The 24,279-nt window shown below is 40.5% G+C and carries 20 protein-coding genes and 2 pseudogenes; 15 read left to right on the plus strand and 7 right to left on the minus strand.

The window, feature by feature from the left end:
* Positions 1 to 25: 25 nt before the first annotated feature.
* Positions 26 to 556, minus strand: coding sequence for a hypothetical protein (locus ABF638_RS07645; protein ID WP_435021639.1), 531 nt, complete (start codon positions 554 to 556; stop codon positions 26 to 28).
* 48 nt (positions 557 to 604) lie between these two features.
* Here ABF638_RS07645 and ABF638_RS07650 point away from each other — a divergent pair, with 48 nt between their 5' ends.
* Entirely contained in the window at positions 605 to 5,398 is a 4,794-nt protein-coding gene (locus ABF638_RS07650) for a hypothetical protein (protein ID WP_435021641.1), read from the plus strand.
* Between the two features lie 38 nt (positions 5,399 to 5,436).
* Here the strand turns inward: ABF638_RS07650 and ABF638_RS07655 are convergent, their stop codons facing one another.
* Positions 5,437 to 5,640 carry a hypothetical protein gene (locus ABF638_RS07655; protein ID WP_435021643.1) on the minus strand — a complete coding sequence of 68 codons (204 nt, stop codon included), beginning with the start codon at positions 5,638 to 5,640 and terminating at the stop codon, positions 5,437 to 5,439.
* Positions 5,641 to 5,743: 103 nt separating this feature from the next.
* On the opposite strand from ABF638_RS07655, the pseudogene ABF638_RS07660 reads away from it, so the two are divergent.
* From ABF638_RS07660 to ABF638_RS07670, 3 genes and pseudogenes are all read left to right on the plus strand, one after another.
* Positions 5,744 to 5,881 (plus strand): annotated as a pseudogene (locus ABF638_RS07660) (NADPH-dependent F420 reductase); the annotation flags it as partial.
* Positions 5,882 to 5,962: 81 nt separating this feature from the next.
* The gene (locus tag ABF638_RS07665; protein ID WP_435021679.1) at positions 5,963 to 6,901 is read left to right on the plus strand and encodes an SMP-30/gluconolactonase/LRE family protein; all 939 of its coding nucleotides are present in this window, start codon (positions 5,963 to 5,965) and stop codon (positions 6,899 to 6,901) included.
* 70 nt (positions 6,902 to 6,971) lie between these two features.
* Positions 6,972 to 7,532, plus strand: a complete 561-nt coding sequence (locus ABF638_RS07670; protein ID WP_435021645.1) for an antibiotic biosynthesis monooxygenase — start codon at positions 6,972 to 6,974, stop codon at positions 7,530 to 7,532.
* A 280-nt stretch (positions 7,533 to 7,812) separates the two neighbouring features.
* On the opposite strand, the gene ABF638_RS07675 is transcribed toward ABF638_RS07670, so the two are convergent.
* From ABF638_RS07675 to ABF638_RS07690, 4 genes are all read right to left on the minus strand, one after another.
* Positions 7,813 to 7,989, minus strand: coding sequence for a hypothetical protein (locus ABF638_RS07675; RefSeq protein WP_435021647.1), 177 nt, complete (start codon positions 7,987 to 7,989; stop codon positions 7,813 to 7,815).
* A gap of 10 nt (positions 7,990 to 7,999) precedes the next feature.
* Entirely contained in the window at positions 8,000 to 8,959 is a 960-nt protein-coding gene (locus ABF638_RS07680; protein WP_435021649.1) for a ParM/StbA family protein, read from the minus strand.
* A 416-nt stretch (positions 8,960 to 9,375) separates the two neighbouring features.
* On the minus strand, positions 9,376 to 9,888 hold the full coding sequence (locus ABF638_RS07685) for a hypothetical protein (RefSeq protein WP_435021651.1): 513 nt from the start codon (positions 9,886 to 9,888) through the stop codon (positions 9,376 to 9,378).
* A 51-nt stretch (positions 9,889 to 9,939) separates the two neighbouring features.
* On the minus strand, positions 9,940 to 10,074 hold the full coding sequence (locus ABF638_RS07690; RefSeq protein ID WP_435021653.1) for a hypothetical protein: 135 nt from the start codon (positions 10,072 to 10,074) through the stop codon (positions 9,940 to 9,942).
* Between the two features lie 506 nt (positions 10,075 to 10,580).
* Between ABF638_RS07690 and ABF638_RS07695 the strand changes: the two genes are divergently transcribed.
* The 7 genes and pseudogenes from ABF638_RS07695 (at position 10,581) to ABF638_RS07725 (ending at position 18,240) form a co-directional block, all read left to right on the plus strand.
* A complete protein-coding gene (locus ABF638_RS07695) occupies positions 10,581 to 11,354 on the plus strand; it encodes a ParA family protein (RefSeq protein ID WP_435021655.1) in 774 nt (257 codons plus the stop codon).
* Positions 11,351 to 12,319: a ParB/RepB/Spo0J family partition protein gene (locus tag ABF638_RS07700; protein WP_435021657.1), complete on the plus strand. Its 969-nt coding sequence runs from the start codon at positions 11,351 to 11,353 to the stop codon at positions 12,317 to 12,319. Before ABF638_RS07695 ends, ABF638_RS07700 begins: the two co-directional genes overlap by 4 nt.
* 308 nt (positions 12,320 to 12,627) lie before the next feature.
* A complete protein-coding gene (recD2, locus tag ABF638_RS07705) occupies positions 12,628 to 14,868 on the plus strand; it encodes an SF1B family DNA helicase RecD2 (protein WP_435021659.1) in 2,241 nt (746 codons plus the stop codon).
* An 89-nt stretch (positions 14,869 to 14,957) separates the two neighbouring features.
* On the plus strand, positions 14,958 to 15,908 hold the full coding sequence (locus ABF638_RS07710) for an RNA polymerase sigma factor, RpoD/SigA family (RefSeq protein ID WP_435021661.1): 951 nt from the start codon (positions 14,958 to 14,960) through the stop codon (positions 15,906 to 15,908).
* A gap of 92 nt (positions 15,909 to 16,000) precedes the next feature.
* A pseudogene (locus tag ABF638_RS07715) lies at positions 16,001 to 16,252 on the plus strand (hypothetical protein).
* Between the two features lie 335 nt (positions 16,253 to 16,587).
* Complete coding sequence (locus ABF638_RS07720; protein ID WP_435021663.1) at positions 16,588 to 17,205, plus strand: hypothetical protein; 618 nt, start codon at positions 16,588 to 16,590, stop codon at positions 17,203 to 17,205.
* A 333-nt stretch (positions 17,206 to 17,538) separates the two neighbouring features.
* Entirely contained in the window at positions 17,539 to 18,240 is a 702-nt protein-coding gene (locus tag ABF638_RS07725; protein ID WP_435021665.1) for a hypothetical protein, read from the plus strand.
* Positions 18,241 to 18,401: 161 nt separating this feature from the next.
* Here the strand turns inward: ABF638_RS07725 and ABF638_RS07730 are convergent, their stop codons facing one another.
* Positions 18,402 to 18,848 (minus strand): hypothetical protein, encoded by a 447-nt coding sequence (locus ABF638_RS07730; RefSeq protein WP_435021667.1) that lies wholly within the window; start codon positions 18,846 to 18,848, stop codon positions 18,402 to 18,404.
* Positions 18,849 to 19,196: 348 nt separating this feature from the next.
* Between ABF638_RS07730 and ABF638_RS07735 the strand changes: the two genes are divergently transcribed.
* From ABF638_RS07735 to ABF638_RS07750, 4 genes are all read left to right on the plus strand, one after another.
* On the plus strand, positions 19,197 to 20,147 hold the full coding sequence (locus ABF638_RS07735; protein WP_435021669.1) for an RpoD/SigA family RNA polymerase sigma factor: 951 nt from the start codon (positions 19,197 to 19,199) through the stop codon (positions 20,145 to 20,147).
* Positions 20,148 to 20,160: 13 nt separating this feature from the next.
* Entirely contained in the window at positions 20,161 to 20,343 is a 183-nt protein-coding gene (locus ABF638_RS07740; protein ID WP_435021671.1) for a hypothetical protein, read from the plus strand.
* Between the two features lie 54 nt (positions 20,344 to 20,397).
* The gene (locus tag ABF638_RS07745; protein ID WP_435021673.1) at positions 20,398 to 20,649 is read left to right on the plus strand and encodes a hypothetical protein; all 252 of its coding nucleotides are present in this window, start codon (positions 20,398 to 20,400) and stop codon (positions 20,647 to 20,649) included.
* 1,088 nt (positions 20,650 to 21,737) lie between these two features.
* Entirely contained in the window at positions 21,738 to 24,254 is a 2,517-nt protein-coding gene (locus ABF638_RS07750) for a sensor domain-containing protein (protein ID WP_435021675.1), read from the plus strand.
* Positions 24,255 to 24,279 lie beyond the last annotated feature (25 nt).

Raw genomic sequence — 24,279 nt, forward strand, 5'->3', positions numbered from 1 at the left:
ACCACTCGCTCTGCTTAGGGTGAGCTTAATATGCTGTGTCCTTGTCGAAAGGTAGACTGTCAACATCCTCAAAGTTACGCAGGTCTTGCTCCATCTGCTGCCGACGTTGAACGTATGTTCTGCTAGCGCCAATCCTTTCTTGCATTTCCTGTTGACCGAAATTGATGCCCATTTCAGCGTGTTTGGCTGATACTCGATTGTAGTTATCGACATCAATTTTCTTACGCCGTTCCATTTCCTCTAACCATCCAAGGCTTGTACCTTTTTTAAGCTCAGATTCAAAGTATTCCTGTTTAAGAGAACCGTCAGGGTTAAACTGTGTTTTCTCTGTTGGGGTGAAAAAGTCGTATGCCGTGTAGACAGGCCAAGGTTCTGGGTCGGTTTCGTCCAAGTGCTTCCACTCGTCATATTCTTCTTTCAATCTACGAGCATAGTCATCGACTGCTGCTGGGTTTGAGCCGGTAGATATTTTTTGTTGCCTTACTTCATCTTTTAATGTTCCATCTGAATTGAATTCTTTACGGTTCATATTTATCCAGCGTTTTATTCTTGACATGATTAATCCCTCACAAGATTGGTAAACATTTAACTAACTCAAAGTCTTATGACTCTTCAATTTAAACACTTTGACACGAGAATAAACCAATGGATTCATGATGACGGAGACAAGAATAATCCTGATTCAATTTTAACTGAAAACATAGATAATACCCTATTGGAATCATATTTTCCAGGCAAAGAGTTTTCTTTCGGACATATCGATGAATATAGTAAACCAGAGGATTTACAAAATCATCCAGAAGGACATATTCTTTTATTATCTTCTAAAACCAGACTTCTTTATGGCTCTCCAGAATGTTTAGAAGTAATTGATAAATTATGTCCCGATAGAAAAGATAGAGGTGCTTATGGGTCAATTTTTCTAGGTGGTTGTAAAAATTCCATTAATGAAAAATTAAATATTTTAATTGTGAATGATCTTACAGGAGAGAATGGAGGATTTATTAAAGATGAGGATGCTTTCAAATTAGTGGGCGATTGTTATGGACAGATATCAACTCAACTTTATGACCGTTTGACCCAAACAGAGCAACAACAAAATAAAGATTATCATGTTATTCAGCATCGCTTTGGTTGGACAGAAACTGATGGAGAAGATAACCAATATCGTTTTGGCAAAGGGACTTTACGACCATATAAGTTAGATAAAATAGAATATTTAGACACCAAGATTAAATCCAAAATTGACTTAATCATTCCCATATCCAGTTTTAAAGGTACAGACAAGGATAACCCTAATGGTGTTAGTAAACCCCAAATTAAACCAGGATTATATCAGCAAAAAATCTGGTTAGGTGAAAAATTGCAGTCAGAGCGAGGTCAGACAGCCATATCACAACTGTTGGCATCATTTCCTCAAGGGATCAAAGATTTCGCTGAGGAGCTAGAGGCACAGGCTCAAAAGCTAGCCGAAAATCAGGATGACCCAAGGATTGTTGCACAACTTTACTGTGAAAAATACGAAAAGCGTAAGGCTTTGACTGAATCACAGAAAGCATCTTTATCAAAGCAAATTACTGAGCAAGCTGGTGATGGCTCATTAGCTAAACAATTAGAACTAGTGACATCGAATGATGCTGATGGAGAATATGAGATAATCGATGAAAATAATGAATCACCGAAAGATGATTTGTTGATGTATAAGCTCATAAAGGCTGATTTAGTTGGGGGACATAATCAGCTTTTAGAAACTGAAAAAATTAAACAAGAACTGAGTAGGTTTGTCCAAAGCGAGTGGAGAGATATAGCATTTGGGAGAACTTTAATATTTGACCGAGGAATGATTATCCCATCTAAAGAACTGAAAAATGGTGAAATCTGTGTTCCTTGGATGGATGATGGTGAAAAGGTTCTTAATTTTCGTTCTCCATTCCTCAACTCTAATGGTTTATGTGTATCCACTAATAAACTTGTTGATGATAGATTAGCCCCAGATGGGGTAAATCTTAAAGGCATTATAGTAGTCAATGATGAAGATCATAAACGCATTTTCGCAAGGCTTAAAGCCAATGAAGTTGCGCCAATTGAAACCGAATCAGAACGGCAAGCGCGAGATTTTGACGGTGACTGTATTGGTGTGGCGCTGGCTAGTAAATACCCTAACTTCACGGCCGAAGCCGAGTACAGAAACCAACCCCAGAATGCTTATATTCCGACAGTCAAACTTAAAAAACAATCATTTTATTTGGAAAATGGAACCCAGCCGCCATTTGAAGAAATAGCTATCCACATGAGTGATAGCATCAGCGTGGGCATAATCAACAATCAAGTGACAGCACTGGAGGCATTAGAATCGGAAATTGAGGTACTTAAAACTTATGGTACCTTAGAACAGCAATCAACTTATTTAGACCAAGTATCTAAGCGCTATCAAAGTTTATTTGAACAGGAACATGGCGAGAAGCCCAAATCAATTAGAGCAGAGTACAAACCTTTCATGCAATCTGTTGTAGCTCTAGCAGAGAATCCTAACAGAACGCCAGAAATTATTCAGCAGGCGATGGATGTTAACCGCCTGATGTACCGGGAAATGATTGGTGAGGGATGTTATCAAAACCAAATAGCGGTTGATTTATTCAAAAGTGCTAAAAAACCGGAGATGGATAAAATCCGGGAAAACAGCCGCTACTTGTATCGTGATGTTAATTATATTAAAGATAAGAAATCTTCGTCAGTTTATTTAAACACGGGGATAACACCAAAGGGCTACTCACCAGTAGAATTATTGATTAGCCAAACTAATAAATATTTCCAAGAATCACAGTTAGAATCGCGTCCCATAGTCCAGTTTAAAGACTTATTCAAAGGAGTAGAATTTACACCACAGCAGAAATTTGCAGCAGTTGCCGCCAAGTACGAGTTCGATCTGAAATTCAACGCTGCGGTTCGGATGTCCCAACTGCGTGAAACTGAGAAAGGGCCATCCGCAATTGTGCAAACTCCACAGTCTTGCAAACTGGAAATTACCAATCTAACCCGTTATGGGCATCCCTTAATCTGGAAAGCTCAGACGCTGAACATTCGCTTAGATGAAATTCCAGAGAAATTGAGAAGTTTTGAACGCCCTCACCGATTATTAGTAGTTGCACAGATAGATGGCGAGGTTGGGTCAGATGGAAAACCCGCTTACCGCAACCTGGGGACAGTTAGCCAACAATCTGTGACTGACCACAACCTCAAATCGGGGATGACCATGCAGGGAGCTAAACTCCTAGAACTAAAACCAGAACTTACTAGAAGCCAAACTAAATTACTTTTCGATAAGGCACAAGAGGCGGCTCTCGCATTTTACGCTTCTATCCCAGAGTCAGAAAAACTTGCATCCTCTGCCGCCGCTTGGAACATCTGTGCATCCCGCCAGGATGAACTTGAAGTTGCAAGAAAAGAAAACGCAAACCCCCAAGCGATCGCGAAAAAAGTCTCTAATTTTGCCTTCGCTGCTTTCCCCAATGAGATTATCTCTCGCTTAGATAAATTGCAATTTACTGAACCGAAGTTAGTCACACTGAATAATGAAGCGAATCAATTTTTGGGTCGAGACTGGAATCCCACCGAAAAACAGCCGATAGAGATTAGAGCTAGTCACCACCCACCGGGGCATGAGCGCCACGTTTCCAGGCTGTTGTTTGTACAGGATAGTGACGGCGAATATAAGGAATTCGCCATGCTCGAAACCAGAACTGCACAGCTTCCCATTGGAACGAAAGCGCTCTCTTGTATGGTTGGGGTAGAACCAGCCACAGCATCAGCAACTATTGGACTGCCAGGAAACGAGCCGGTTGAAATTACTATCCGTGAACTCAAGAACTTCTCTTATGCAGGACTTGTTTTTAACGACGAACCCGTAAACTTAGAATTTGGCACTGTGCCGGTGACTGACAAAACAGTAAAAATCAAAATTGATGCTTTGACTCTGGGCGAGTTAGACAACGATTCTCTTCAACAGTTAAAACAAGTTGATTACCTAAAAAATGGTAATCCCCTCAAATTAAAACTTACCTCTATCTCCGAAACTGGAGATCAAGCTTTTGTGCTGGGTGAGTCTCCTAATGGGAATCTCCTCAAAATTAATAAAATTAACTTTTATGATTTTTCTGGTCAGACATTCAATGATCAAGATTACCGAAAACTGAGTATCGAAACCTCAGCTTCTAAAACTAGAGATGCAGTATTTCTCAATGGTGAACCCTTGGGAGTGCTGCACTTCAAAAAAGACAAAGACGCGCTCAGACAACTTGGGCTACTCAAAACCGGACAACTTACACACGCCGACGCTATTATTCAAAGTAATTTTTCTGTGATTTGCGCTCAAATTGACCCTAATACCGTTGAATATCCCCAGAAGTGGACGAAGGAATTTCAGGCTTTTGGGACTCAATCGGTTAATTCTGAACAACAAGAGATGATTGAGAGTAGTGCGAATATTCTACATCAGATTAAAGAGCGTCCTACTTTCTTATTTTCGACAGAATCAAACAAAAAACTTGGAGTCATGGGCTTGGCTGTTGACAACCAGAAAGCTGAGACTGTGACTAAATGGTTAACTGCTCAAAATGTTAAATTCTCGCTTGCCCCAACAGAAGATGTTATCAGGGAAACTAAAAAAGGTCTAGCTGTATTTAACTTGGTTGATAGCTCCATCCCTGCCAAAACTTTAGAGAGCATGTCCAAGAAATTTGGGGCTGTGATTGAATCTACTCTTGAGTATCAACAAAGGGTTAATTCCCTCGCCACACGACCGCAGTTTTTGAAACCACCGGAACAAACAGCACAATCCCCACCTAACCAATCTATAACTCCATTACTCCCCACTACTCTTTCTACACCAGACATTAGTAATCATGTGAAAACCGAACCTCTAGGTGTAGAAAAGCCCCCGACAGTTACTATTGATGACTTGAGAAATTGGTACAATGCCGCAGATAAGTTAGGGAAGTCGGAGAATTACAAAAAACGCATTGTAGAAGTGGCTTATGGGTTTAAAGCTGGTGAGCAATTATCAGCCGAAGCGTTGACAGTAATGAATAAAGATAAATTTGAGCTTGATTCTATCAGTCGGTTGACTCAAATTGCTCAAAGGATTGGCATGTTCTGGGGTAAGTCTGATGAAAATGGCACTCAAGTTCAAGGAAAGATTTATGACTTGGCTTTCAATACCCAGCAGAGGGATTTAACTATTTCGCAGAAAAATGGAGAGGTAATTTTAAACTTGCAATCTGGTCAGGTGCAGACTAATAAACTAACTCCACAGATATTGCAAACTTTTGAGGATGCTAATAGCCAGATAGATAAAATTTTAGCGGAAAATAAAAGCCAAGAATTAGAAATACAAGGATAAATTAACTGACTCAGCTAAATATCCGAGTCGATGAATATTTAAGGAATTAGAAAAATCACTCTTTGATTTAGAAAAAGCATTATAGCAGCATTACGTTCGATGCGAAAATCACTGTTTAGCTGACAAAACTCGTAAAACTGATCTTCGGTTAGTGCGTAGGCGTAGCCCGTCGTAGACATCGCAGGTTGCAATTGCAAAACCACTGGTATAATCTCTGTGGCTACAGGTAAATTGGTGGTCATAATCGCTTTGTGGCTACTTTACCTGCTTTAACTATAATCTTTTCACAATCTACGGTGGAATGAGGGTTAACTCATGAAGATTGGAATTATTGGCAGTGGAAACATGGGGCGCTCTCTAGGTATACTCTGGGCAGAGCAGGGGCATGAAGTTTTTTTTGGCTCTCGTGATGCCGAAAAAGGAAAAGCAACAGCAGAGTTCGCCGGACGCGGAACGCAAGGTGGAACAAATGATCAGGCGGCGGCGTTTGCTGATGTAATTTTGTGGACAGTACGCAACATTATGGCAAAACAGTTACTTTCTCATCCTGAAGTTCTGGTTAATATGGGAAATTCCGCAGATTTACCGTCTATTTACGCAGATAAGCCGATTGAATTAGCACCTGCTAAAATTATCACCTCGTTCCCGGTCAATACTTTTTTGGAAAATCTAGCGATACCTGCGGCGGGCTACGCCTACGCATCAGATGGCACAATTTTTGTAAGTAATCATGAGGTCGGCGAGATTGTTAGCATTACCCCAGATGGCAATCAGCAAATTCATGCCACTGTTGAAGGCAAAGTAAGTGGTCTTGCTTTCACTACCAACGGCGATCTGGTGGCAACAGGCTGGAATGGTGATTCTATACCCGTCGTTTCTCTAGTTAAAAGTGATGGCACGGTGGAAACGTTGCTGACACTGCCAGACGCAATATTTCTCAATGGCATCACTCCACTTTCTGGCACTCAGTATTTGACAGCAGATTCCTATCGTGGTGCAATCTGGCTGATTGATGTTGCTCAACCCAGTGGATCAATTTGGCTAGAACATCCAATGCTTGCTCGTAGCAATTCGGAGAGCGTGTTTCCTGCTGCTAATGGCTTGAAGCGTTTTGGTGATTTCCTCTACGTTTCAAATACGGAAAAAATGTTGCTGTTGCGGATTCCTATTGATAGTACTAATAAACCAGGTGAGCCGGAAATTTTTGTTGAGCAGACCAATATTGATGACTTTGCCTTTGATGTAGAAGGCAACCTTTATGGAGCAACGCACATTTACAACAGTGTGATACGAATTGCGCCCGATCGCACTACTACTATCATTGCTCAAGCCGAGTCAGGTGTAATTGGTAGCACAGCAGTGGCTTTTGGTCAAAGTGAGGGCGAACGCACTGCAATTTATGTTGTAACTAATGGTGGAATGTTTTTACCCCCACCCACAGGGGTTGTTCCTGCTAATGTTGTTCGACTTGAAGTTGGAAAAACTGGGTATTCCTTAACTTGAGAATGACTCAACCATGCTACGGTTACAAAAACTTATAACTATTAACTTGATGGTGACATAACTAATGGAGATGGAACAGGACGAGCAATTTGTAACCGTGGTCATTACACAACTTGTCAAACCAGGATGCGAAAGCGCTTACGAAGCTTGGTTGAAAGATATTACCAGAGTTGCTAGAACCTATATAGGTCATCTGGGAACAAATGTAATTCGTCCCCAACTTGGAGTGCGAAATGAATATGTGATCATCTTCCGGTTTGACGGTTATGAAAATTTAAAGGTGTGGATGACATCGCGCGAGCGCGAATATTGGCTGAATCAAGGTAAGCATTTGGTTGAATCCGATGCTTATGTTCAACAAATCTGTGGATTAGAAGCTTGGTTTTCTCTTCCTGGTCAACCACTGAAAACTCCACCGCGCTACAAAATAGCATTGCTAACTTGGGGAGCCGTATATGTGTTAATTAATTTGTTGAGTACGTTTATAGTTCCCCTACTTCGTGGTTTACCACCCTTGATTATTTCGTTGATTGTTACGATTACTATGGTTTTGCTGTTGACATATATTGTTATGCCTAGAGTTAGCCGTTTGTTTAGCTTTTGGCTATATCCTAAACCACGAAAAGTTTAGCACGTTCAATGCGAAAATCACGGTTTAGTTGACAAAATTCATAAAACTGGTCGTCGGTTAGTGCGATGTCTTCTCTTCGAGACGCTACGCGAACGACAACCCACTTTGCGTCTACGCAGGTTGGAATTGCAAGACCATTGGTATAATTTCTGTGGCTACAGGTAAGTTAATGGTCATAATTAATATTTTGCGGCTTCATCTGTCTTTAGGATATATCTTGCCAAAATTTTAGGGGTAGTTATGTAACTACCCCTTTATTGCCTCAGTATTAATGGGTGTGTCAGCTAAAAGTTGTGCAGGTAATCCAGCCTTGATAAAAACAAAATAGCAAGTCCCCTATAAAGTAAAGCGTGTCCAGGTAACTTTTATCTAGTTTTTGCGATTCTGCAAATATGCGCTCTCGGTAATTATCTTTGAGGCGAACTTTTCCCGGTGCTAAGTCTTTTTTATCTGCCATTGTTATAACTTCACTTAAGAGATGTGCCCGTTAGATTTTTGCTGCTAATGGTTTTCGCCATTTCTAGAAGCCCAGAGACATTAGCTTCTACCGGATTGTCCAGGATTTTGAAGCCGTTTTTCTCCAACAGCTTCTTAAATCCTGGTAAGAGACAGCCTCCACCAATCGCCCAGATTTCATCCCCTTGGTGCTTGGCATCAAGTGTGAGATTCACCACTTTCTTCAAGTATTTTTCATACCAATCTTTTAAAGAAGCACTGTATATATCTTTGATATCGATGTCACGGCTGTATCGGGTATGCCCCATTTCCAAACAAAATCGGATAATGGAAGGATCTCCGATTTTTCCGCCATTTAAATGTTTCATCTTTTGGGAGATATCATCGATGAGAACTTCTACACCTATAGGGTAAGCAGTGTGAACTTCTCGCTGACCCCGGTTGTAACGAGAATACAAAGTCGTACCATTGCCAAAGTCTAAAATGGTTAATTTTTTCGGTAGTGGATGCCCAAACAATGCACCCATCCCTTCTAGTACAACTTTCAGCACTTCTACTTTTACTTCTGATTGTTTGCCAGCAAGTATTGGCTGATATTCTCCATTGAGTACTTTTTGCAATTCTGAAGCTAGACCGACATCATGTAAGCTGACGACTAATTTTAAGTGCCAAGCCTTACGGTGTGGGAGATGTGCCAATGCACCCAATAAAGTCAGCAACGCGTTGTTGACTTTATTTTCATTATTGTCTGTGTTGCGGTCAAAATAATTTCCTGTCCGGTAAGCAGACTCTCCAACAGTGTAAGCAGTGCCGTTAAAAACTACACGCCCTGGAACATCTTCCATCTCGGCATTGGTTATATAGCTGGGGACACGAACTACTTCAAAGCCTTCGACTAAAAGTTTGAGACTTCCGTAACCGTTATCGAAACCCGCAGGAAAAATTTTTTGTAAGGTGTGAATGTTTGACATCTGCTCCAAGTAATACACTTTAATTTGTGAAAATGATCTGTTCAGATAATTTTGGGGAGCAGGGGAGAGAAGAATAAAATAGCTACTCCTTTTTGATCCAGAACCAAGAGTTTATCATAACCCCTTGGGGGCTAAATGGGGTATAAAATGCTAATCAGTCAAATATACCCCATTTAACACCTATATATGCCCTATACAGGGGTCAAAATGTTATCAAAGTCCTGAGATAATATTGGGGTATATATAGCCCCCATGTAGCCCCCAGCAGGAATTTTTGAAATCTTTTTTATCAACGCAGCAGAAATTAAATTAGATCATCGTTGACTCTTTGATTTATACTTTAGTGTCAATTTTTTGTTGAAAAGCAATTCAGTCTTGATAATTAACTTCTTGTTGACTACGTAACGAGTGGGTTACTACTTGCTTACAGGTTCAGCTTTTTCTACTGAATTATCATTCACACCCAAAGTCAATTCCAAAGGAGTTCTTTGGGGGTAGGCTTTTACCACTTGTCGATAAACTTCATAGTTAGTAGGTAGCGTGTTCTGAGTATTACCCACTCCATAGGTCAGTTTGTACTTTACATCTTTCACTAATTCAGGTTTACCTAACTCTTCTTGAGGTCTTTTGCGTTGTTCAACTTCATCAACACTTGGTCGAGGCGGTAAAGTAGGCCACCATAGCCCTTTGTCATCTGGGCCAACAACTGCTCCTGTCGGTTTCAATCCATTCCTATTCAACACTGAAGTGTTAGCAAAGGTTTCAATGCGTGGCTGTGGTTGACTAGTTAGGTTATTCGCATACTTAACTTGCCAGGAGTAACTGGTGAGTGCTGTAGCTTCATACTGTTCAGCAGTAGTAGTGCTGCAACTAGTTAGTGTCAGTGCCGTTAGTGCAGTTATTATTGAGGGTAAAAATCTCATTTGCATTATCAATCGTAAATATCTTTCACCAATCACTCTTGAAGAGGGAGTGTGCCATCATTCCTGCCAAGGTGAAGGAATCGGTGTTGTTGAAAGTACTTCTCCTGTTTTTAATCTGATACCAGTCTGCTCACAGTTGGGGTATTGGACTTTCACTTTAATCAGTGAAGGATGTTCTTTATATTCTCCCATTACTAGCTCTTTTGTAAACTCGCACTTTTATTCCCTGTTGGTAGTACCAAAAAAGCGTTTATCTTAGATATATTTCATCAGATATCGGCTAGAAATATTTGTTGTACTGTTGTATTTTCAAGCAAGATTACCCATGCAATTTCTCGTGTGTCAGCAGTGCAAATCATTGGCGATCTGGAAATAAAAAGTGCAATACTGGTAGCGTGCATAAGTTATCAGAATTAGATTTGGATTTTTTTAACACTGGCAGAAGTTAGTCGCCTTTTGTTGGTGTATCTGTATCTAAGACAATTGCTTATAGTTCATCTACTCTCTCTGCTGCCACCAAATACAATTCGCGTTCGCGGTATTCAAATGATAACTTGTATACTCTTGCTACAGGCAACTTCTAGGCAGTATGGAATGGAAAGTAATCTTGCAACCTCTAAGAGTTGTATTCCCCCTAATCAAGCGCTACAATCTGCCTGTATTAGAAGTACTTTTTGCGATAACTGCAATTTATTAAAGTGAGCCAAACCCGGATTATTGCACTATTTAACCAAAGTGGTGGGGTTGCCAAGACAACACTTACTCAAAATCTGGGCTACCACCTTGCACTTAAAAAACGTCGTGTTTTGCTTGTGGATATGGACCCGCAGGCATCTCTCACTACATTTATGGGACTCGAACCAGACGAATTGAGTATCAGTATTCAACAAACAATAGTTGATAACAGACCATTACCTATCTATCCTGAACCGATTCATAGTATGGCGCTTGTCCCTGCTGACATTAATCTTGCCGCTAGTGAAATGCAACTTAGTAGTGCGATCGCTAGAGAATATCGCCTAAAAAATGGACTCTTGAATGTGCAAGATGATTACGACTTCATTCTTATCGACTGTCCACCTTCTTTGGGGTTACTCAGTATCATCAGCCTCACTGCTGCTACTCATATTCTCGTTCCTATCCAATGTCAATTTAAGTCATTTAAGGGAACTGAACTTTTACTCAGTACGATCACCCAAGTCCGCAGTCATACCAACCCCAGATTGCAATTTGCTGGATTTGTTCCTACAATGTTCGATGGTCGGACTGCCCAGGAATCACGTACACTTAAAGCTGTACAAGAACAACTATCAGAGATAGCTCCTGTATACCCACCAATTCCAAAAACTATTGCCTTTGCCGATGCTTCTGAGCGCCGAGTCCCACTAGCATTATTTGATAAAAACCATACAGCCGTGGGTGTACTCAAAAAAATTGCTGATAGCATAGATAAACTTGAATTAAAACTGTGAGTAGCAAACGTAACGAACCTTACGCTGCAATCAAAAAGCCTGTCGATCTGCTGTTTGGCACTGTAACTGGGTCACAATCTGATGATCAAGCCAGCGCTACTAACACAATTGCAATTGCCAAAATTAAGCTACCTTCCTCACAGCCAAGGCGCTATTTCGATGAGCAGAAGCTTGAAGAACTATCACATTCAATCAAAGAATTGGGTATTCTCGAACCTCTGTTAGTGCGTCCGCTCTCTGAGGGAGATTATGAATTAGTAGCCGGAGAACGACGCTACAAAGCGGCATTGATGGCTCTTTTAACTGAGGTTCCTGTAGTAGTCCGCATAATGGATGATGCGACTACGTACCAAGTGCGCCTCGTTGAAAACCTGCAACGCGAAGACCTTAATCCACTAGAAGAGACTGAAGGTATCCTTGAACTATTGGCATTTCGGTTGTCAATCAGTACGTCAGAAACCGTCAAACTGCTTCAAAAAATGGAAAACGAAGCTAAAGGAAAAATTACCCGTAACGTTACGGGTAATTCTCAAACTCTACTTGTTGAGGAAATATTTACAGCGTTAGGAGGCATGAAGTGGGATTCTTTTGTCCGCAATCGCTTGCCTTTACTCAATCTCCCTCAAGATGTGCTTTCAGTATTGCGTTCGGGAAAAATTGAGTACACTAAAGCAAGGGCAATCGCTAGGGTGAAAAATGAAAAAACAAGAATTCAACTACTAGAAGACGCGATCGCCTACAATCTCTCATTGAGCGAAATTAAGCGGAAGATTTTAGAAATTCAGCAGAAGCCGGAATCAGAGTCTGGCACTCAAACAGAGTCAACATCTCTGAAAGACCGCGTTGAGGACACACTTCGCCGTTTTAAGCAGTCCAAGGTATGGGATGATCCGAAAAAAAAAGCAAAGCTAGAGAAGCTCTTGGCTCAGTTGGATGTATTGATGAAAAATGACTTAACAAACTGATAAAAATAAATTAGCTAAAACTGATAAAAAAATTTGATTTTATACCACTAATATTTCGGGGATTGACTGTGACCTTATATCAAGTAGTTGAGTAGAATGTTGCAGTATGAGTGGTAGTTGTTAAATCTCAACAATCTGCCTTATTGAGAATAGACTAAAATAGAGGTTCAGATCGAACAATCATAAATCAAAAGTTTCGAGGATATCTTATCCCGAACTCCTAATACCGGGCGTCTTGCTTAGTATCTATGTACTATAATTAGCTGACTTCCAATATTATAACAATGTGCGGCATCTGATCATAAGCAATGTCCACTCCCCCTAATCTTTCTCCTCAACAAGTAAGCGCCTTTCCTCAACACGAAACAATCACCGGAGTCGTAGAACGCCTAACTTTTTACTCTGCTGAATCGGGTTACACTGTGGCAAGGCTGACCCGTCCCCGTAGCACCGAACTGACAACAATTGTCGGCAGCTTTGCTAATATTCAGCCAGGTCAAACTCTACAGCTAACTGGTTTCTGGCGTGATCATCCACAATTTGGGCCACAGTTCCAGGTAGTTAATTATAAAGAAACCAAACCAGCTACTCTCACCGGAATTGAGAAATATTTGGGCAGTGGTTTAATCAAAGGCGTGGGCCCAGTCACAGCCAAGCGTATCGTCGCTCACTTCGGTTTAGAAACGCTCGACATTATCGAAAACCAGATTGAACGACTGATAGAAGTCCAGGGTATTGCCAAAAAGCGGATCACTCTCATCAAAAACGCTTGGTCAACTCAAAAAGCGATCAAAGAAGTGATGGTGTTTCTCCAAGGGCATGGTGTTTCTACCACTTATGCTGTGAAGATTTACAAGCAATATAAGGATGAGGCGATCGCTACAGTAACCCATAACCCTTACCAGTTGGCAGCCGACATTTACGGTATTGGTTTTCTAACTGCTGACAAGATTGCGAGAAATATAGGAATTGCACCGGACTCAGAATTTCGTTACCGTGCGGGGATTATCCACTGTTTAAGTGAAGCTGCCGAAGATGGTCACTGTTACCTGCCACAAAGCGAACTGATTGAGTCGGTAATCAAACTGCTGACAACCGAATCTCATCAGCCCACAGAAGAAGCGGTTGCGATCATTATTAAAGATATGGCTCTCGCAGAGGACCTGATTAGAGAGCGGGATGAAGAAAAAAGGCTACTTTGCTACAAACCGACTTACTTTCATACGGAACAGAATTTAGCTCAACTGATACGCCAACGCTTGGAAAAACCTGTTGGCACTGACATTGAACGCGTGCGTGATTGGATTGACCGCTTTACAGCTAGCCGTAAAATTCAGCTTTCAGAACAGCAACGCCAAGCTGTAGAAACAGCAGCCTATTCCAAAATCATGATCCTCACTGGTGGTCCTGGCGTTGGAAAGACCTTTACAACTCACACGATTGTCAGCCTGTGGAAAGCAATGGGTAAATCCATAGCCCTAGCTGCACCCACTGGACGCGCTGCTCAACGTTTGGGTGAAATGACTGGGCTGGAGGCAAAGACAATTCATCGCTTGTTGGAATTTGACCCCAAGACAAGAGGATTTAAATGTGACAGTGACAATCCTTTGCCCCATACAGCAGTTATTGTTGATGAAGCATCGATGCTTGATTTGTTTCTGGCTTACTCCTTGGTTAAAGCAGTATTGGCTGGCGCTCTACTGTTGTTGGTGGGTGACATTGACCAGTTACCATCTGTGGGGCCAGGTCAAATACTTGCTGACCTGATTAATTCTGGGCGAGTTCCCGTGGTGCGGTTGACCCAGGTATTCCGCCAAGCTCAAACAAGTGCTATTATCACTGCTGCTCACCAAACTAATCGAGGAATTTATCCGACAATCGAGCCAATCTCCGACAATCCTGTATCTGACTGTATTTGGCACGGCGGCGGACATCAGCCCGAACATGGTGTACAGGCAATCTGCGAGTTGATTACCGATTTGATTCCCCGCCTAGGTTTTAATCCTTCCACTGATGTGCAAGTACTTTGTCCAATGTCGCGGGGCTTGGTAGGGACTCGCAATCTTAATACTGTGTTGCAGCAGTTGATTAATCCACCAAGCCTTGATTTGGTGGAGATTAATAGAGGTGGGATGATACTGCGAGTTGGTGATCGCGTCATTCAACAAATGAATGATTACCAGCGTGAAGTCTTCAATGGGGATTTGGGAATTATCACCGACATTGATACTGTCGAACAAGAAGTAATTGTGCAGTATGGAGAGCGTACTGTCATTTACGACTATGCTGACCTGAATGAAATTACTTTAGCCTGGAGCGTTACTATACATAAAAGCCAGGGTTCAGAATATCCGGTGGTTATTCTACCAATCTATATGCAGCATTATATGATGTTGACCCGAAACCTGTTTTACACTGGTATAACTCGTGCCAAGAAGTTAGCAATCATTATTGGAGCGAAAAAAGCGATATCTCTAGCGGTACGCTCTACTGATGACCAACAGCGGTACACAAGGTTAAAGCAGAGGTTACTTCACCCAGGACTATAACTGCTGACTCCTGATTTCTAAATTCTTCTTTAATGAGCTATTTGATTTATACTTTTAAATTCCTTGGTTTAAAAAAGCATTGAGTTTTTATGTCCAGCCTGAGTTCCGACATGGTTCGCATCTATTTACAAGAAATTGGTCAGTATTCTTTATTGAAGCCAGAGGAAGAAATCGCTTATGCAAGACTTGTACAAGAAATGATTGCCATTGAGCAATCTAAAAATGAACTCACTCAACAGTTAGACCGTGAACCAACAATGACAGAATTAGCCAATGCTGTCGAAAAAACTGAAACACAAATCCGAGCAGCGCTACACCTTGGTCAAAAAGCTAAACAGAAAATGGTGACAGCTAACTTGCGACTGGTAGTATCTGTTGCCAAAAAATACCAGAACCGGAATTTGGAATTTTTAGATTTGATCCAAGAAGGAGCGATCGGTTTACAAAGGGGTATAGAAAAGTTTGATCCCAACCGAGGTTATAAATTATCAACCTACGCCTACTGGTGGATTAGCCAAGCAATAACCAGAGCAATTGCAGAACAATCCCGCACTATTAGATTGCCTGTTCATCTAACTGAAATACTTAATAAAATTAAGAAGGTGCAGCGAGAAAGCTTTCTGAAACTCGGTCGTCATGCTACTGCTGAAGAAGTGGCTGCATCATTAAACATTAGCCCAGATAAGCTTCGAGAATATCTTACCGCTTCTCGCACAGCCATCTCTTTAAATAAAAAAGTCGGAGATGAGCAAGAAACAGAATTGGGCGAAATTTTAACAGACGTTGGTGTTTCACCAGAAAAACTCCTCACCCAAGAACTTCTATCGCAAGATGTAGCTAAATTCTTAGAACCATTGACACCTATACAGCGTCAAGTGTTGACTTTAAGCTTTGGGCTAGAGAATGATCAGCATTTCAATCTAGCTCAGATTGGCCAACAGCTAAACCTTAGCCGAGAACGGATTCGTCAAATCCAGGTCAAAGCTATAAGTATTCTCCGCCATCGACAAAACGACATGCAAGAGTATTTATTTGATTAAGTAGAATTACTTTCGTCAGATGATGCACTGATCTTGTATAACTAAGACGAAAAACTATATTAAAGAAGTAAGTCCACAACAGTAATCAGTCAATGCCCAGCAAAACTATTGAAGTCCGAGAGTACACCGTCAGAGCGCACAAGCGGGAAATTCATACTCGCATTTTCAACTTCGTATGTAAGCAGTGTGAGCAACCCACATAAAGAGAAACTTTTGGAGTTAGACCTCTATATTGCGAGAAATGCCGTCCGCCTCAACCTCCCAAGCAATCGAAAGTAGTCCCTATAGGCAAGAGGAAACCCAGAGCGATGAACTATAAGAGTGGCAAAGGGATTGGGGGGTGATTTTTGCCTGATGGTTTTGAGGGAGCGCACGAAAGTGAGTGAAGCAGTGCGCTCATTCGCCCAACCGAACTCAAACTGGTAAAAAGCAACTCTAATGTTTAGGAGTCATTCAGGAGGTGCAAACTGTTTTTTGCAGGGGGGCAGGGGTAGTCAAGAGAAAATTTTATGTCTTATGTTTGCTCAGTTCGTCAAATAATTACTTCAATTTATGGTTTTGAGAATTAAGAGTATTTGATTTTATTAGTCCGTCGCAATATGTTGAAGATGTATCTACGGTTTTCGCATTCAAAGCAAATTTTCACCAAGAAATGATGCTTTCACAAAAGAAGAAACTTATGAAACCTGGGAAAATTATTTTAATCGTCTTGCTGTTTGTGATCACTATAGGAGTAGCTCAACCTTCATGGGCAGATAGAATTTCTGAAGATAGCCCTGACTATCCAAAAGTTGTTCAAACACTTAATAGTCTGATTCAAGTTAGGAAAAACCCAGAACAAATGGGATATACCACAGAAGAGCTACAGCAGAAAATCGCTGCTTTAGAATTGCAAAAACAGACTATGGAGACTTCAGAAGATTGGGCTAGATGTCGCAATGAAACGGGGAAACCATTAGCTATCTATGCTCGGAAACCTGAAAACTCAACTCTAAACTCTCTTTACTACCTCGGTGATGGGGAAACTACAGATGAAGACTGGGATTGTGACGCAATTTACCTGCCAAATGATGCGAAAGTTGCTGGGCTAAAACTGCCAATCGGAGAGCCAGCAATTCTAAAAATTATAGATGGGACTCAATTAGTTGCTAAAACTAATCCTAACACCCAAGAACTTGAGTTCATTGCTCCAACTGCACTGATTGAAGTACTCAAAGCCCAGCAACTAAACTGGCAAATTCCTAATTTAACTTCATCTGATATTGATGTACAAAGTCCTAATGCTCCAAGCGATTGAGAGCCAGAAATCTGAATTGATAGCCAGACAAAACAGTAGCAATTAAAACATTGACGACTTCGGCGACAAGACTATTAGTCCGCCGATTTTTTTTCGGTTAAAGAAGAATGCTATATCTTTATCTTGCCATCAGCGACTTACTCAACACGCATTTCTCACAAGCTCCTTTGCGTTTGATGATGAGTAATAGTAAATACTCAGTAATAAGTGAAGACTTTACTCACTACTCACTACTCACTATTCCTTACTCCTCCATTCGAGGTATGGTGAGAAATCCGGGTTAAGCAGCTGCTTTGGTTTGTTTGTATTTAATTTAAGTTTTGGAGCGATTTTATGCAGCACCAAGAAACAATAGAAAGTTACACGATTGCAATCAAGAATTACAACACAGCGCTTAGGTTCGCTCCCAATGACTTCAAAACTCTTAAACTTTTAGGCTTTGCACTCGAAAAGCTGTCTGAGTTACAGTTTAGCCAAAATCAATCAGCCCAGGCGCTTGAAAGTTTAAAGCAAGCAGTTGCCACGTATGAAAGATTATTTTCCTTAAATCCTAACGATGCAATTGGTTTAGGATATTACGGGATGGTAGTAGAAAGATTAGCTGAACTTCTATCAAAGCAAGACTATGTGAAAGAAGCATTTTTAACTTACCAGCAATCGCTTAGTATCTATGATACTGCAATCAAACTTGCTCCGAATGACTATGGTAATTATGCGCTCAAAGCTAGTGTATTTACATCAATAGCTGATTTCCAGTTGGGTTTATTGCAATATACACAGGCTCTTGAGAGCTATCAGCAAGGGATCTCTTTTTACGATATCTCACTTCAATTAAAATACATTGGGGCTAACGAGTTCGATAAAGCTCGGATTATACAAAAATTGGCCCAGTGTTTGGATCAATTATTACGTTACGAAGAAGCATTCTCGTGCTACCAAACTATACTGGAGATATTTAACCGCCTGTTACCTGCAAATGATAAATATATTAAGTCTGTAGAACAACAGATGCAAAAACTGTCGAACCTTGAGTGAAAAGTTGCTGTACCATTGCATCACTCACAATATTATTTTTTCACTTTTGCTATGGCGAAGCCTTTCTCTTATTAATAAATGAGGCAAGTAATTGCCTCATTTGAGCTTTTAAACTTTCAGACATTTATTCTTCAGTGATCAGCCGAGGCTTAAAAAGCAAATTAGCCAGCTTTACGCGGTCTACCTGGCTTGCGCTTGCCTGAAGAATTGACATCAGCCTTTTTAGTTTTCGGTGACTTGTTGGCAGTATTGTTAGCTTTATTTGAACGAGTAGTACGTTTTGGTTGTAGTGGAATTTCTTTAACTGGAGGCAGTAATCTCAATGTAGGGAATGAGAGAATAACTGCTTCATTACTTGTGCGATGAACAACTTCATCATCTAACGCCCAAGGATCTGGCAATTTTTCAAAAGTCATCACTTGTGGTGTGATTACTTGTGATACTGATGGGATTGTAGAAGCCGCTATATTTAGATTACTAACCGAAACCACATTACTAGCATAAGCAGCCGATACAAATAGTCCATTAATGAACTGGAATATGACGAGAGTAACGAATGCCCAAAAGATGACTACGATTGTCAAAGTGAGCAGAGATTGCATATCCATGATTATTTCTCAACTAAGTATTTGTAATTTTCAATTAATTTACGCAAAGCGTCTTGGAGCCTTGTCCAAATGTGAAGCGAATTTGAACATATCCTCTCTTCAAGAGAGGACTTCACTCTAAAATTAGCGTAGCGTATTTTTTATTTAATCCAACCAAATTTTTTATTATCTTAAAACTTAGTTACAAAATAAAGCATATTTTAGTATCTACCTATTTGAAGATTAAAGTATTATATTTATAAATATATTTGACAAATATGAGTATTAGTCTAAGTCTATAATTAAGATTTGATTTATTAGCTAATTCCTGAAATCAAACATTTTACTCAAACGAAAAAAAGTATTCGTATGCCCAATCCAACTACCGACTTAGTTCGCTCCTACCTCAAAGAAATCGGACGCTACCCTCTGCTAACTCCTGAGCAAGAAATTACAAATGCTAGGCTTGTGCAGCAGATGATGGCTATTGAAGAACAGCGCTCAAGCCTTGCACTTCAACTAAATAGACAACCAACTGCAAGAGAATTAGCCGCCTCGCTTGGGCAAAGCGAAGCTGAGGTGGAGTCAGTTCTTCATCAAGGGGAACGAGCAAAGCAGAAAATGGTGACTGCTAACCTACGGCTGGTGGTGGCGATCGCTAAAAAGTACCAGAATCACAATTTAGATTTTCTCGATTTGCTCCAAGAAGGGGCACTGGGACTACAGCGTGGGGTCGAGAAATTTGACCCTAACAAAGGCTATAAACTATCAACCTATACTTATTGGTGGATTACCCAGTCAATAACACGTGCTGTAGCAGATAAGTCTCGTACTATTCGTTTACCAATTCATATCAACGAAAAGTTAAACAAAATCAGGAGAGTACAGCAGCAACTGTCTCAATCTTTGGGTCGTCCTCCGGTTGTAGCAGAAATTGCCGAATCGTTGAATCTATTGCCAAGCCAAATAAGAGATTACCTTCAGGTTTCCAAGTCTCCAGTTTCATTAGAAATGAGAGTGGGAGATGAGGGTGAAAGTGAACTAGTCGATATTTTACCGATGGATAGCATTTCTCTAGATGAGCAAATTACTCTTGAGCTTTTACACCAGGACTTGAGCGAGTTGCTGGCATTGCTTAAGCCAAGGCAACGAGAAGTATTGACTCTACGTTTTGGATTAGAAGATAATCAAGAATTAACTTTGAGTCAAGTTGCAAAACGCCTAAATCTTAGTCGAGAAACAATTCGTAAAACTGAACATCTTGCTTTAAAAATTTTGCGCTCTCATCAAAACAAGATTAAAGACTATCTTCTTAATTAAGTGTTTCATTTATATGAGCAAAATCCGCTACTCCAAAGACTGCAAACAAGTCGCCACTGCCTTTTTAGATGCCTCCAATTGCGGCACTCAGGAGTGTGGTGCGATCGCATATTCGCACTTTCCAGCGGCATCGCCTCTGCTTAATCCCCGGCCAAAAACCATCAGATTGCCCCTGTTTGAATCAAATGGTGTATGAATATATTGCTATCTAGAAACTATCCTTATAAATAGAACACCAAAGAAAGAACCGATGCCCAGCAAAACTATTGAAGTCCGAGAGTACACCGTCAGAGCGCACAAGCGGGAAATTCATACTCGCGTTTTCAACTTTGTGTGTAAGCAGTGTGAACAACCCACACAACGAGAAACCTTTGGTGTGCGACCGCTCTACTGTGAAACATGCCGTCCACCACAAGCACCCAAGCAATCGAAACTAACCCCTCTCAAGAAAAGAAAACCTAGAGCTATGACTTACAAGAGTGGCAAAGACATAGCAGGATGATTTATTGCCTGAAGATAAGAACGATGTCTTCATGGCACACCCAAAAGTGTAAACCCCTGGTATTCCTGGATAAAAAGGTGTGGGGTTGCAGGATTGGGTGTGGGTAATTAAGAAAATGTTGAACTCACGTACTGGGATTAAATTGCCTGAACCACTACACCCAACACGCTACCCCCAACGCCATGCCAGCAAGGAGGTTTCACATGAATCAAGCGTGCCATTCATTTATAGTGTTTGTTTACGAATACCCAATAGGATGCAATTATCAGCAGTGACAAGTCTGCTGACATCCCAAACCCGAAAGAGTGTTTGCTATCAGGCAACAAAGCTAAAAAGTTGTATCAGCCTTAGCTAGTAGTCTGCCAACCTAAAAATGTTAGGTGGAGGCAGGCTCTTGAGCAGGGGTGCAGAGGAGAGTTCAAATACGAAGTTCTCTCCCCTCTGCTGCTCTGCCCTTGGAGCTAACCACCTTTGCATTGTTGACTTGGCAGACTACTAGAAACCCTTAGTAAAATTAAGAAATATTATGTTTAGGTAAAGATTCTGTAAAAAATGTAACTTCATCTATCTAAAGGGGTAAATTAAAAATAGTTAAAAAAACTTTATAACCAATGCTTAAAAGTCTCAATTTCTGAATATTTTGACCTCAAAAACTATTTAGTGTTTAAGTAGCTATAATAAATGCTAATAATTTATCTTTTGATAAATTATTAGATTTTTAGAAAAACTACCCAACTTTTATATTCAATAGTAAAAATAAGATCATCTGTTTTTTTCTATTTTATAGAGTTATATAATTTCTGTGTTATAGCTTTTTAGAAAGCTCAAATATAGGGTTGAATCTATTTGGTAATTTATCAAACTTGAAAAAAATTATTGACTTGAATGTGTACGAGAATCAGTATACGCCAAATAATCCTACTAAAAAGCCGATTTTATTAAATGAAGAATACATAAGGGGGTGTAGGTATACGAGTAAAGATTCGTTGCCAGAGGTGAAAGCTTCAGATAATCCGCTAAAAATAGACTGGGAGCAGATATTTTATTCGTTAACGGAACTTAGCCCGTTTCCGATTGGAATTGTATGTTTGAAAAGCGAACAGATTCTTTTTAAAAACGGATTACTAGCGCCTTTTTTTGGAATTGATTCAAGCCAAAGATTCGACAAGATTATCCCTGAGTTTTATGCCCAGCCTGCTTTATGGACTCAATTACTTAACAAGCTTAAAAGTAGCAACCTCATCAATAGTTATGCCGTAGAAGTCAAAAAAAACAACGGTGATACTTTTAAGGCAAAAATTTCAGCTAAGGTTGTTAATTACGAAGACAAACTGGCGGCACTATTCATATTTACGAATAATACGGAGCATTTAAAAACCCAGCAGGAGAATTTATTATTAACAAATACTGTAGAACCACTCAAAGATGTCATTGACTTCACGCACAGCCAACCAAATTTGGTAGATGTTAACTCTTCTATTGTAAGCACTACAGACGACAATCTGAGCATCCACACAGCTGAAACTGTCTCCAGATTAGAAGAGCCACAAGTAGATTTACATCTGATGGAACGTGCGATTGCTGCTAGTAGTAATGGGATTATTTTGACAGATCCCAATCAACCAGATAATCCGATCATTTATGTTAATCCAGCCTTTGAGTCGATCACAGGCTACTGTGCCAGTGAAGTAATTGGACGAAACTGCCGCTTTTTGCAAGGAAACGATCCAGAACAATTAGCCCTTCAGGAATTGCGTAATGCTATTCAAGAACGAAGAGAATGTCATGTCATTTTACGGAATTACCGTAAGGATAATGTACCGTTTTGGCATGAACTATATTTAGCTCCGGTGTTTGACAATTCTGGTTATCTGACTAATTTTATTGGTATTCAAACTGATATTACTCATCATCTAGAAGCTCTTGAAGCATTACGAAAGCAAGAAGAACAGTATCGCTGCATTGTAGAAACAGCAACTGAAGGAATTTGGATACTCGATAGAGACAATCGTACTACTTTTGTCAACCAACAGATGGCAACAATGTTGGGTTACACCATTGAAGAAATGATGGGTGCAACGTTGTTTTCTTTTATGGATTCAGAAGGGCTGGAGATTGCCAATGCTTACCTTTTACGTCGTCATCAAGGGGTTCACGAAGCCCATGATTTCAAATTTCGCTGTCAGGATGGTTCAGACCTCTGGGTAATTATTTCTTGTGCCCCGTTATTGGACGACCAGGGAAATTATGCTGGAGTCTTGGGGATGGTTACTAACATCACTGACCGGAAACGAGCAGAAGCTGAATTACAAGAAAGCAAACAACGTTTGGATGGAATTTTATGTTCTCTTGAAGATGTGATTTGGTCAATTTCTGCTGATACTTTTGAAACTCTTTATCTCAACCCCTCTGCCCTGAAAGTTTATGGTTATTCTGTATCAGAATTTTTTGAGAACTCTAATCTTTGGTTTGAAGTTATTCACCCAGAAGATCAGCAACTAGTTTATGCTGCCATTCAACCATTATTCTTAACTGACAAGCAAGAACTAGAATACCGAATTGTCAGACCTGATGGGCAGGTACGCTGGCTGTTGAACCGAAGCCATTTAATTTATGACGCTTTTGGTCAGCCGATTCGTATTGATGGAATTGCAACAGATATCACTGAACGCAAACTTCTTGAAGAAAAGTTAGTTCACAATGCTTTTTATGATGCTCTGACTGGACTGCCGAATCGGATTTTATTTATAGACAAGCTAGAACAAGCCATTACAGAGATAAAAAGTAATCCAGATAATTTATTTGCTGTCCTATTCCTTGACCTAGACCGTTTCAAAGTCGTTAACGATAGCTTAGGACACTTAGTTGGCGACCAACTATTGGTAACACTTGCTCAACGTTTACAACAGTGCCTCCAGCCTGGCGATACTGTTGCTCGCTTAGGTGGAGACGAGTTTACCATTTTACTTTCCCATATTCAAACTATTGAAGATGCTACATGCATTGCAGAACATATACATCAGGCATTAAAGTCGCCCTTCAACTTGTGCGGATATGAAGTATTTATGACTGCTAGCATTGGTATTGCTTTAGGTACAAACAAATACACTCAACCTGCGGATTTACTTCGAGATGCCGATACTGCCCTTTACCGTGCTAAAGAGCAGAGTCAAGCTGGGCATATAGTATTTGATACTACTATGTATCATCGGGCAGTAACGCTGTTGCAGTTAGAAACTGACTTGCGCTGGGCAATTGAACGACAGGAGTTGTGCCTTTACTACCAGCCAATTATTTGTATGAAAACTGGAACAATTACAGGATTTGAAGCGCTCGTTCGCTGGCAACATCCAGAACGTGGACTCATTTCTCCAGCCGAATTTATTCCTATAGCAGAAGAAACTGGACTAATTATCCCAATTGGTCACTGGGTACTAACTGAGTCTTGTCAGCAATTGCGACAGTGGCAACTACAATTTCCTGCCATCAAATCTTTGACCATCAATGTTAACCTTTCTGGTAAGGGACTTGCAAGAAAAGAAAATACCAGTCATTCTAGAAGAATAGGAGGCGCGGATCTGCCCGCGTTTGCTCTGAATTTCTAGAATTGGAATCACAGGGTTCATGCTT

This window comes from Nostoc sp. CALU 1950 (assembly GCF_051172895.1).
Taxonomy (GTDB): domain Bacteria; phylum Cyanobacteriota; class Cyanobacteriia; order Cyanobacteriales; family Nostocaceae; genus Nostoc; species Nostoc edaphicum_A.

Bases quoted from the DNA above. Each gene is read 5' to 3' on its own strand.
- ABF638_RS07645 (WP_435021639.1), bottom strand. From the start codon at position 556: ATGTCAAGAATAAAACGCTGGATAAATATGAACCGTAAAGAATTCAAT.
- ABF638_RS07650 (WP_435021641.1), top strand. From the start codon at position 605: ATGACTCTTCAATTTAAACACTTTGACACGAGAATAAACCAATGGATT.
- ABF638_RS07655 (WP_435021643.1), bottom strand. From the start codon at position 5,640: ATGACCACCAATTTACCTGTAGCCACAGAGATTATACCAGTGGTTTTG.
- ABF638_RS07665 (WP_435021679.1), top strand. From the start codon at position 5,963: ATGGGAAATTCCGCAGATTTACCGTCTATTTACGCAGATAAGCCGATT.
- ABF638_RS07670 (WP_435021645.1), top strand. From the start codon at position 6,972: ATGGAACAGGACGAGCAATTTGTAACCGTGGTCATTACACAACTTGTC.
- ABF638_RS07675 (WP_435021647.1), bottom strand. From the start codon at position 7,989: ATGGCAGATAAAAAAGACTTAGCACCGGGAAAAGTTCGCCTCAAAGAT.
- ABF638_RS07680 (WP_435021649.1), bottom strand. From the start codon at position 8,959: ATGTCAAACATTCACACCTTACAAAAAATTTTTCCTGCGGGTTTCGAT.
- ABF638_RS07685 (WP_435021651.1), bottom strand. From the start codon at position 9,888: ATGCAAATGAGATTTTTACCCTCAATAATAACTGCACTAACGGCACTG.
- ABF638_RS07690 (WP_435021653.1), bottom strand. From the start codon at position 10,074: ATGGGAGAATATAAAGAACATCCTTCACTGATTAAAGTGAAAGTCCAA.
- recD2 (WP_435021659.1), top strand. From the start codon at position 12,628: ATGTCCACTCCCCCTAATCTTTCTCCTCAACAAGTAAGCGCCTTTCCT.
- ABF638_RS07710 (WP_435021661.1), top strand. From the start codon at position 14,958: ATGTCCAGCCTGAGTTCCGACATGGTTCGCATCTATTTACAAGAAATT.
- ABF638_RS07720 (WP_435021663.1), top strand. From the start codon at position 16,588: ATGAAACCTGGGAAAATTATTTTAATCGTCTTGCTGTTTGTGATCACT.
- ABF638_RS07725 (WP_435021665.1), top strand. From the start codon at position 17,539: ATGCAGCACCAAGAAACAATAGAAAGTTACACGATTGCAATCAAGAAT.
- ABF638_RS07730 (WP_435021667.1), bottom strand. From the start codon at position 18,848: ATGGATATGCAATCTCTGCTCACTTTGACAATCGTAGTCATCTTTTGG.
- ABF638_RS07735 (WP_435021669.1), top strand. From the start codon at position 19,197: ATGCCCAATCCAACTACCGACTTAGTTCGCTCCTACCTCAAAGAAATC.
- ABF638_RS07740 (WP_435021671.1), top strand. From the start codon at position 20,161: ATGAGCAAAATCCGCTACTCCAAAGACTGCAAACAAGTCGCCACTGCC.
- ABF638_RS07745 (WP_435021673.1), top strand. From the start codon at position 20,398: ATGCCCAGCAAAACTATTGAAGTCCGAGAGTACACCGTCAGAGCGCAC.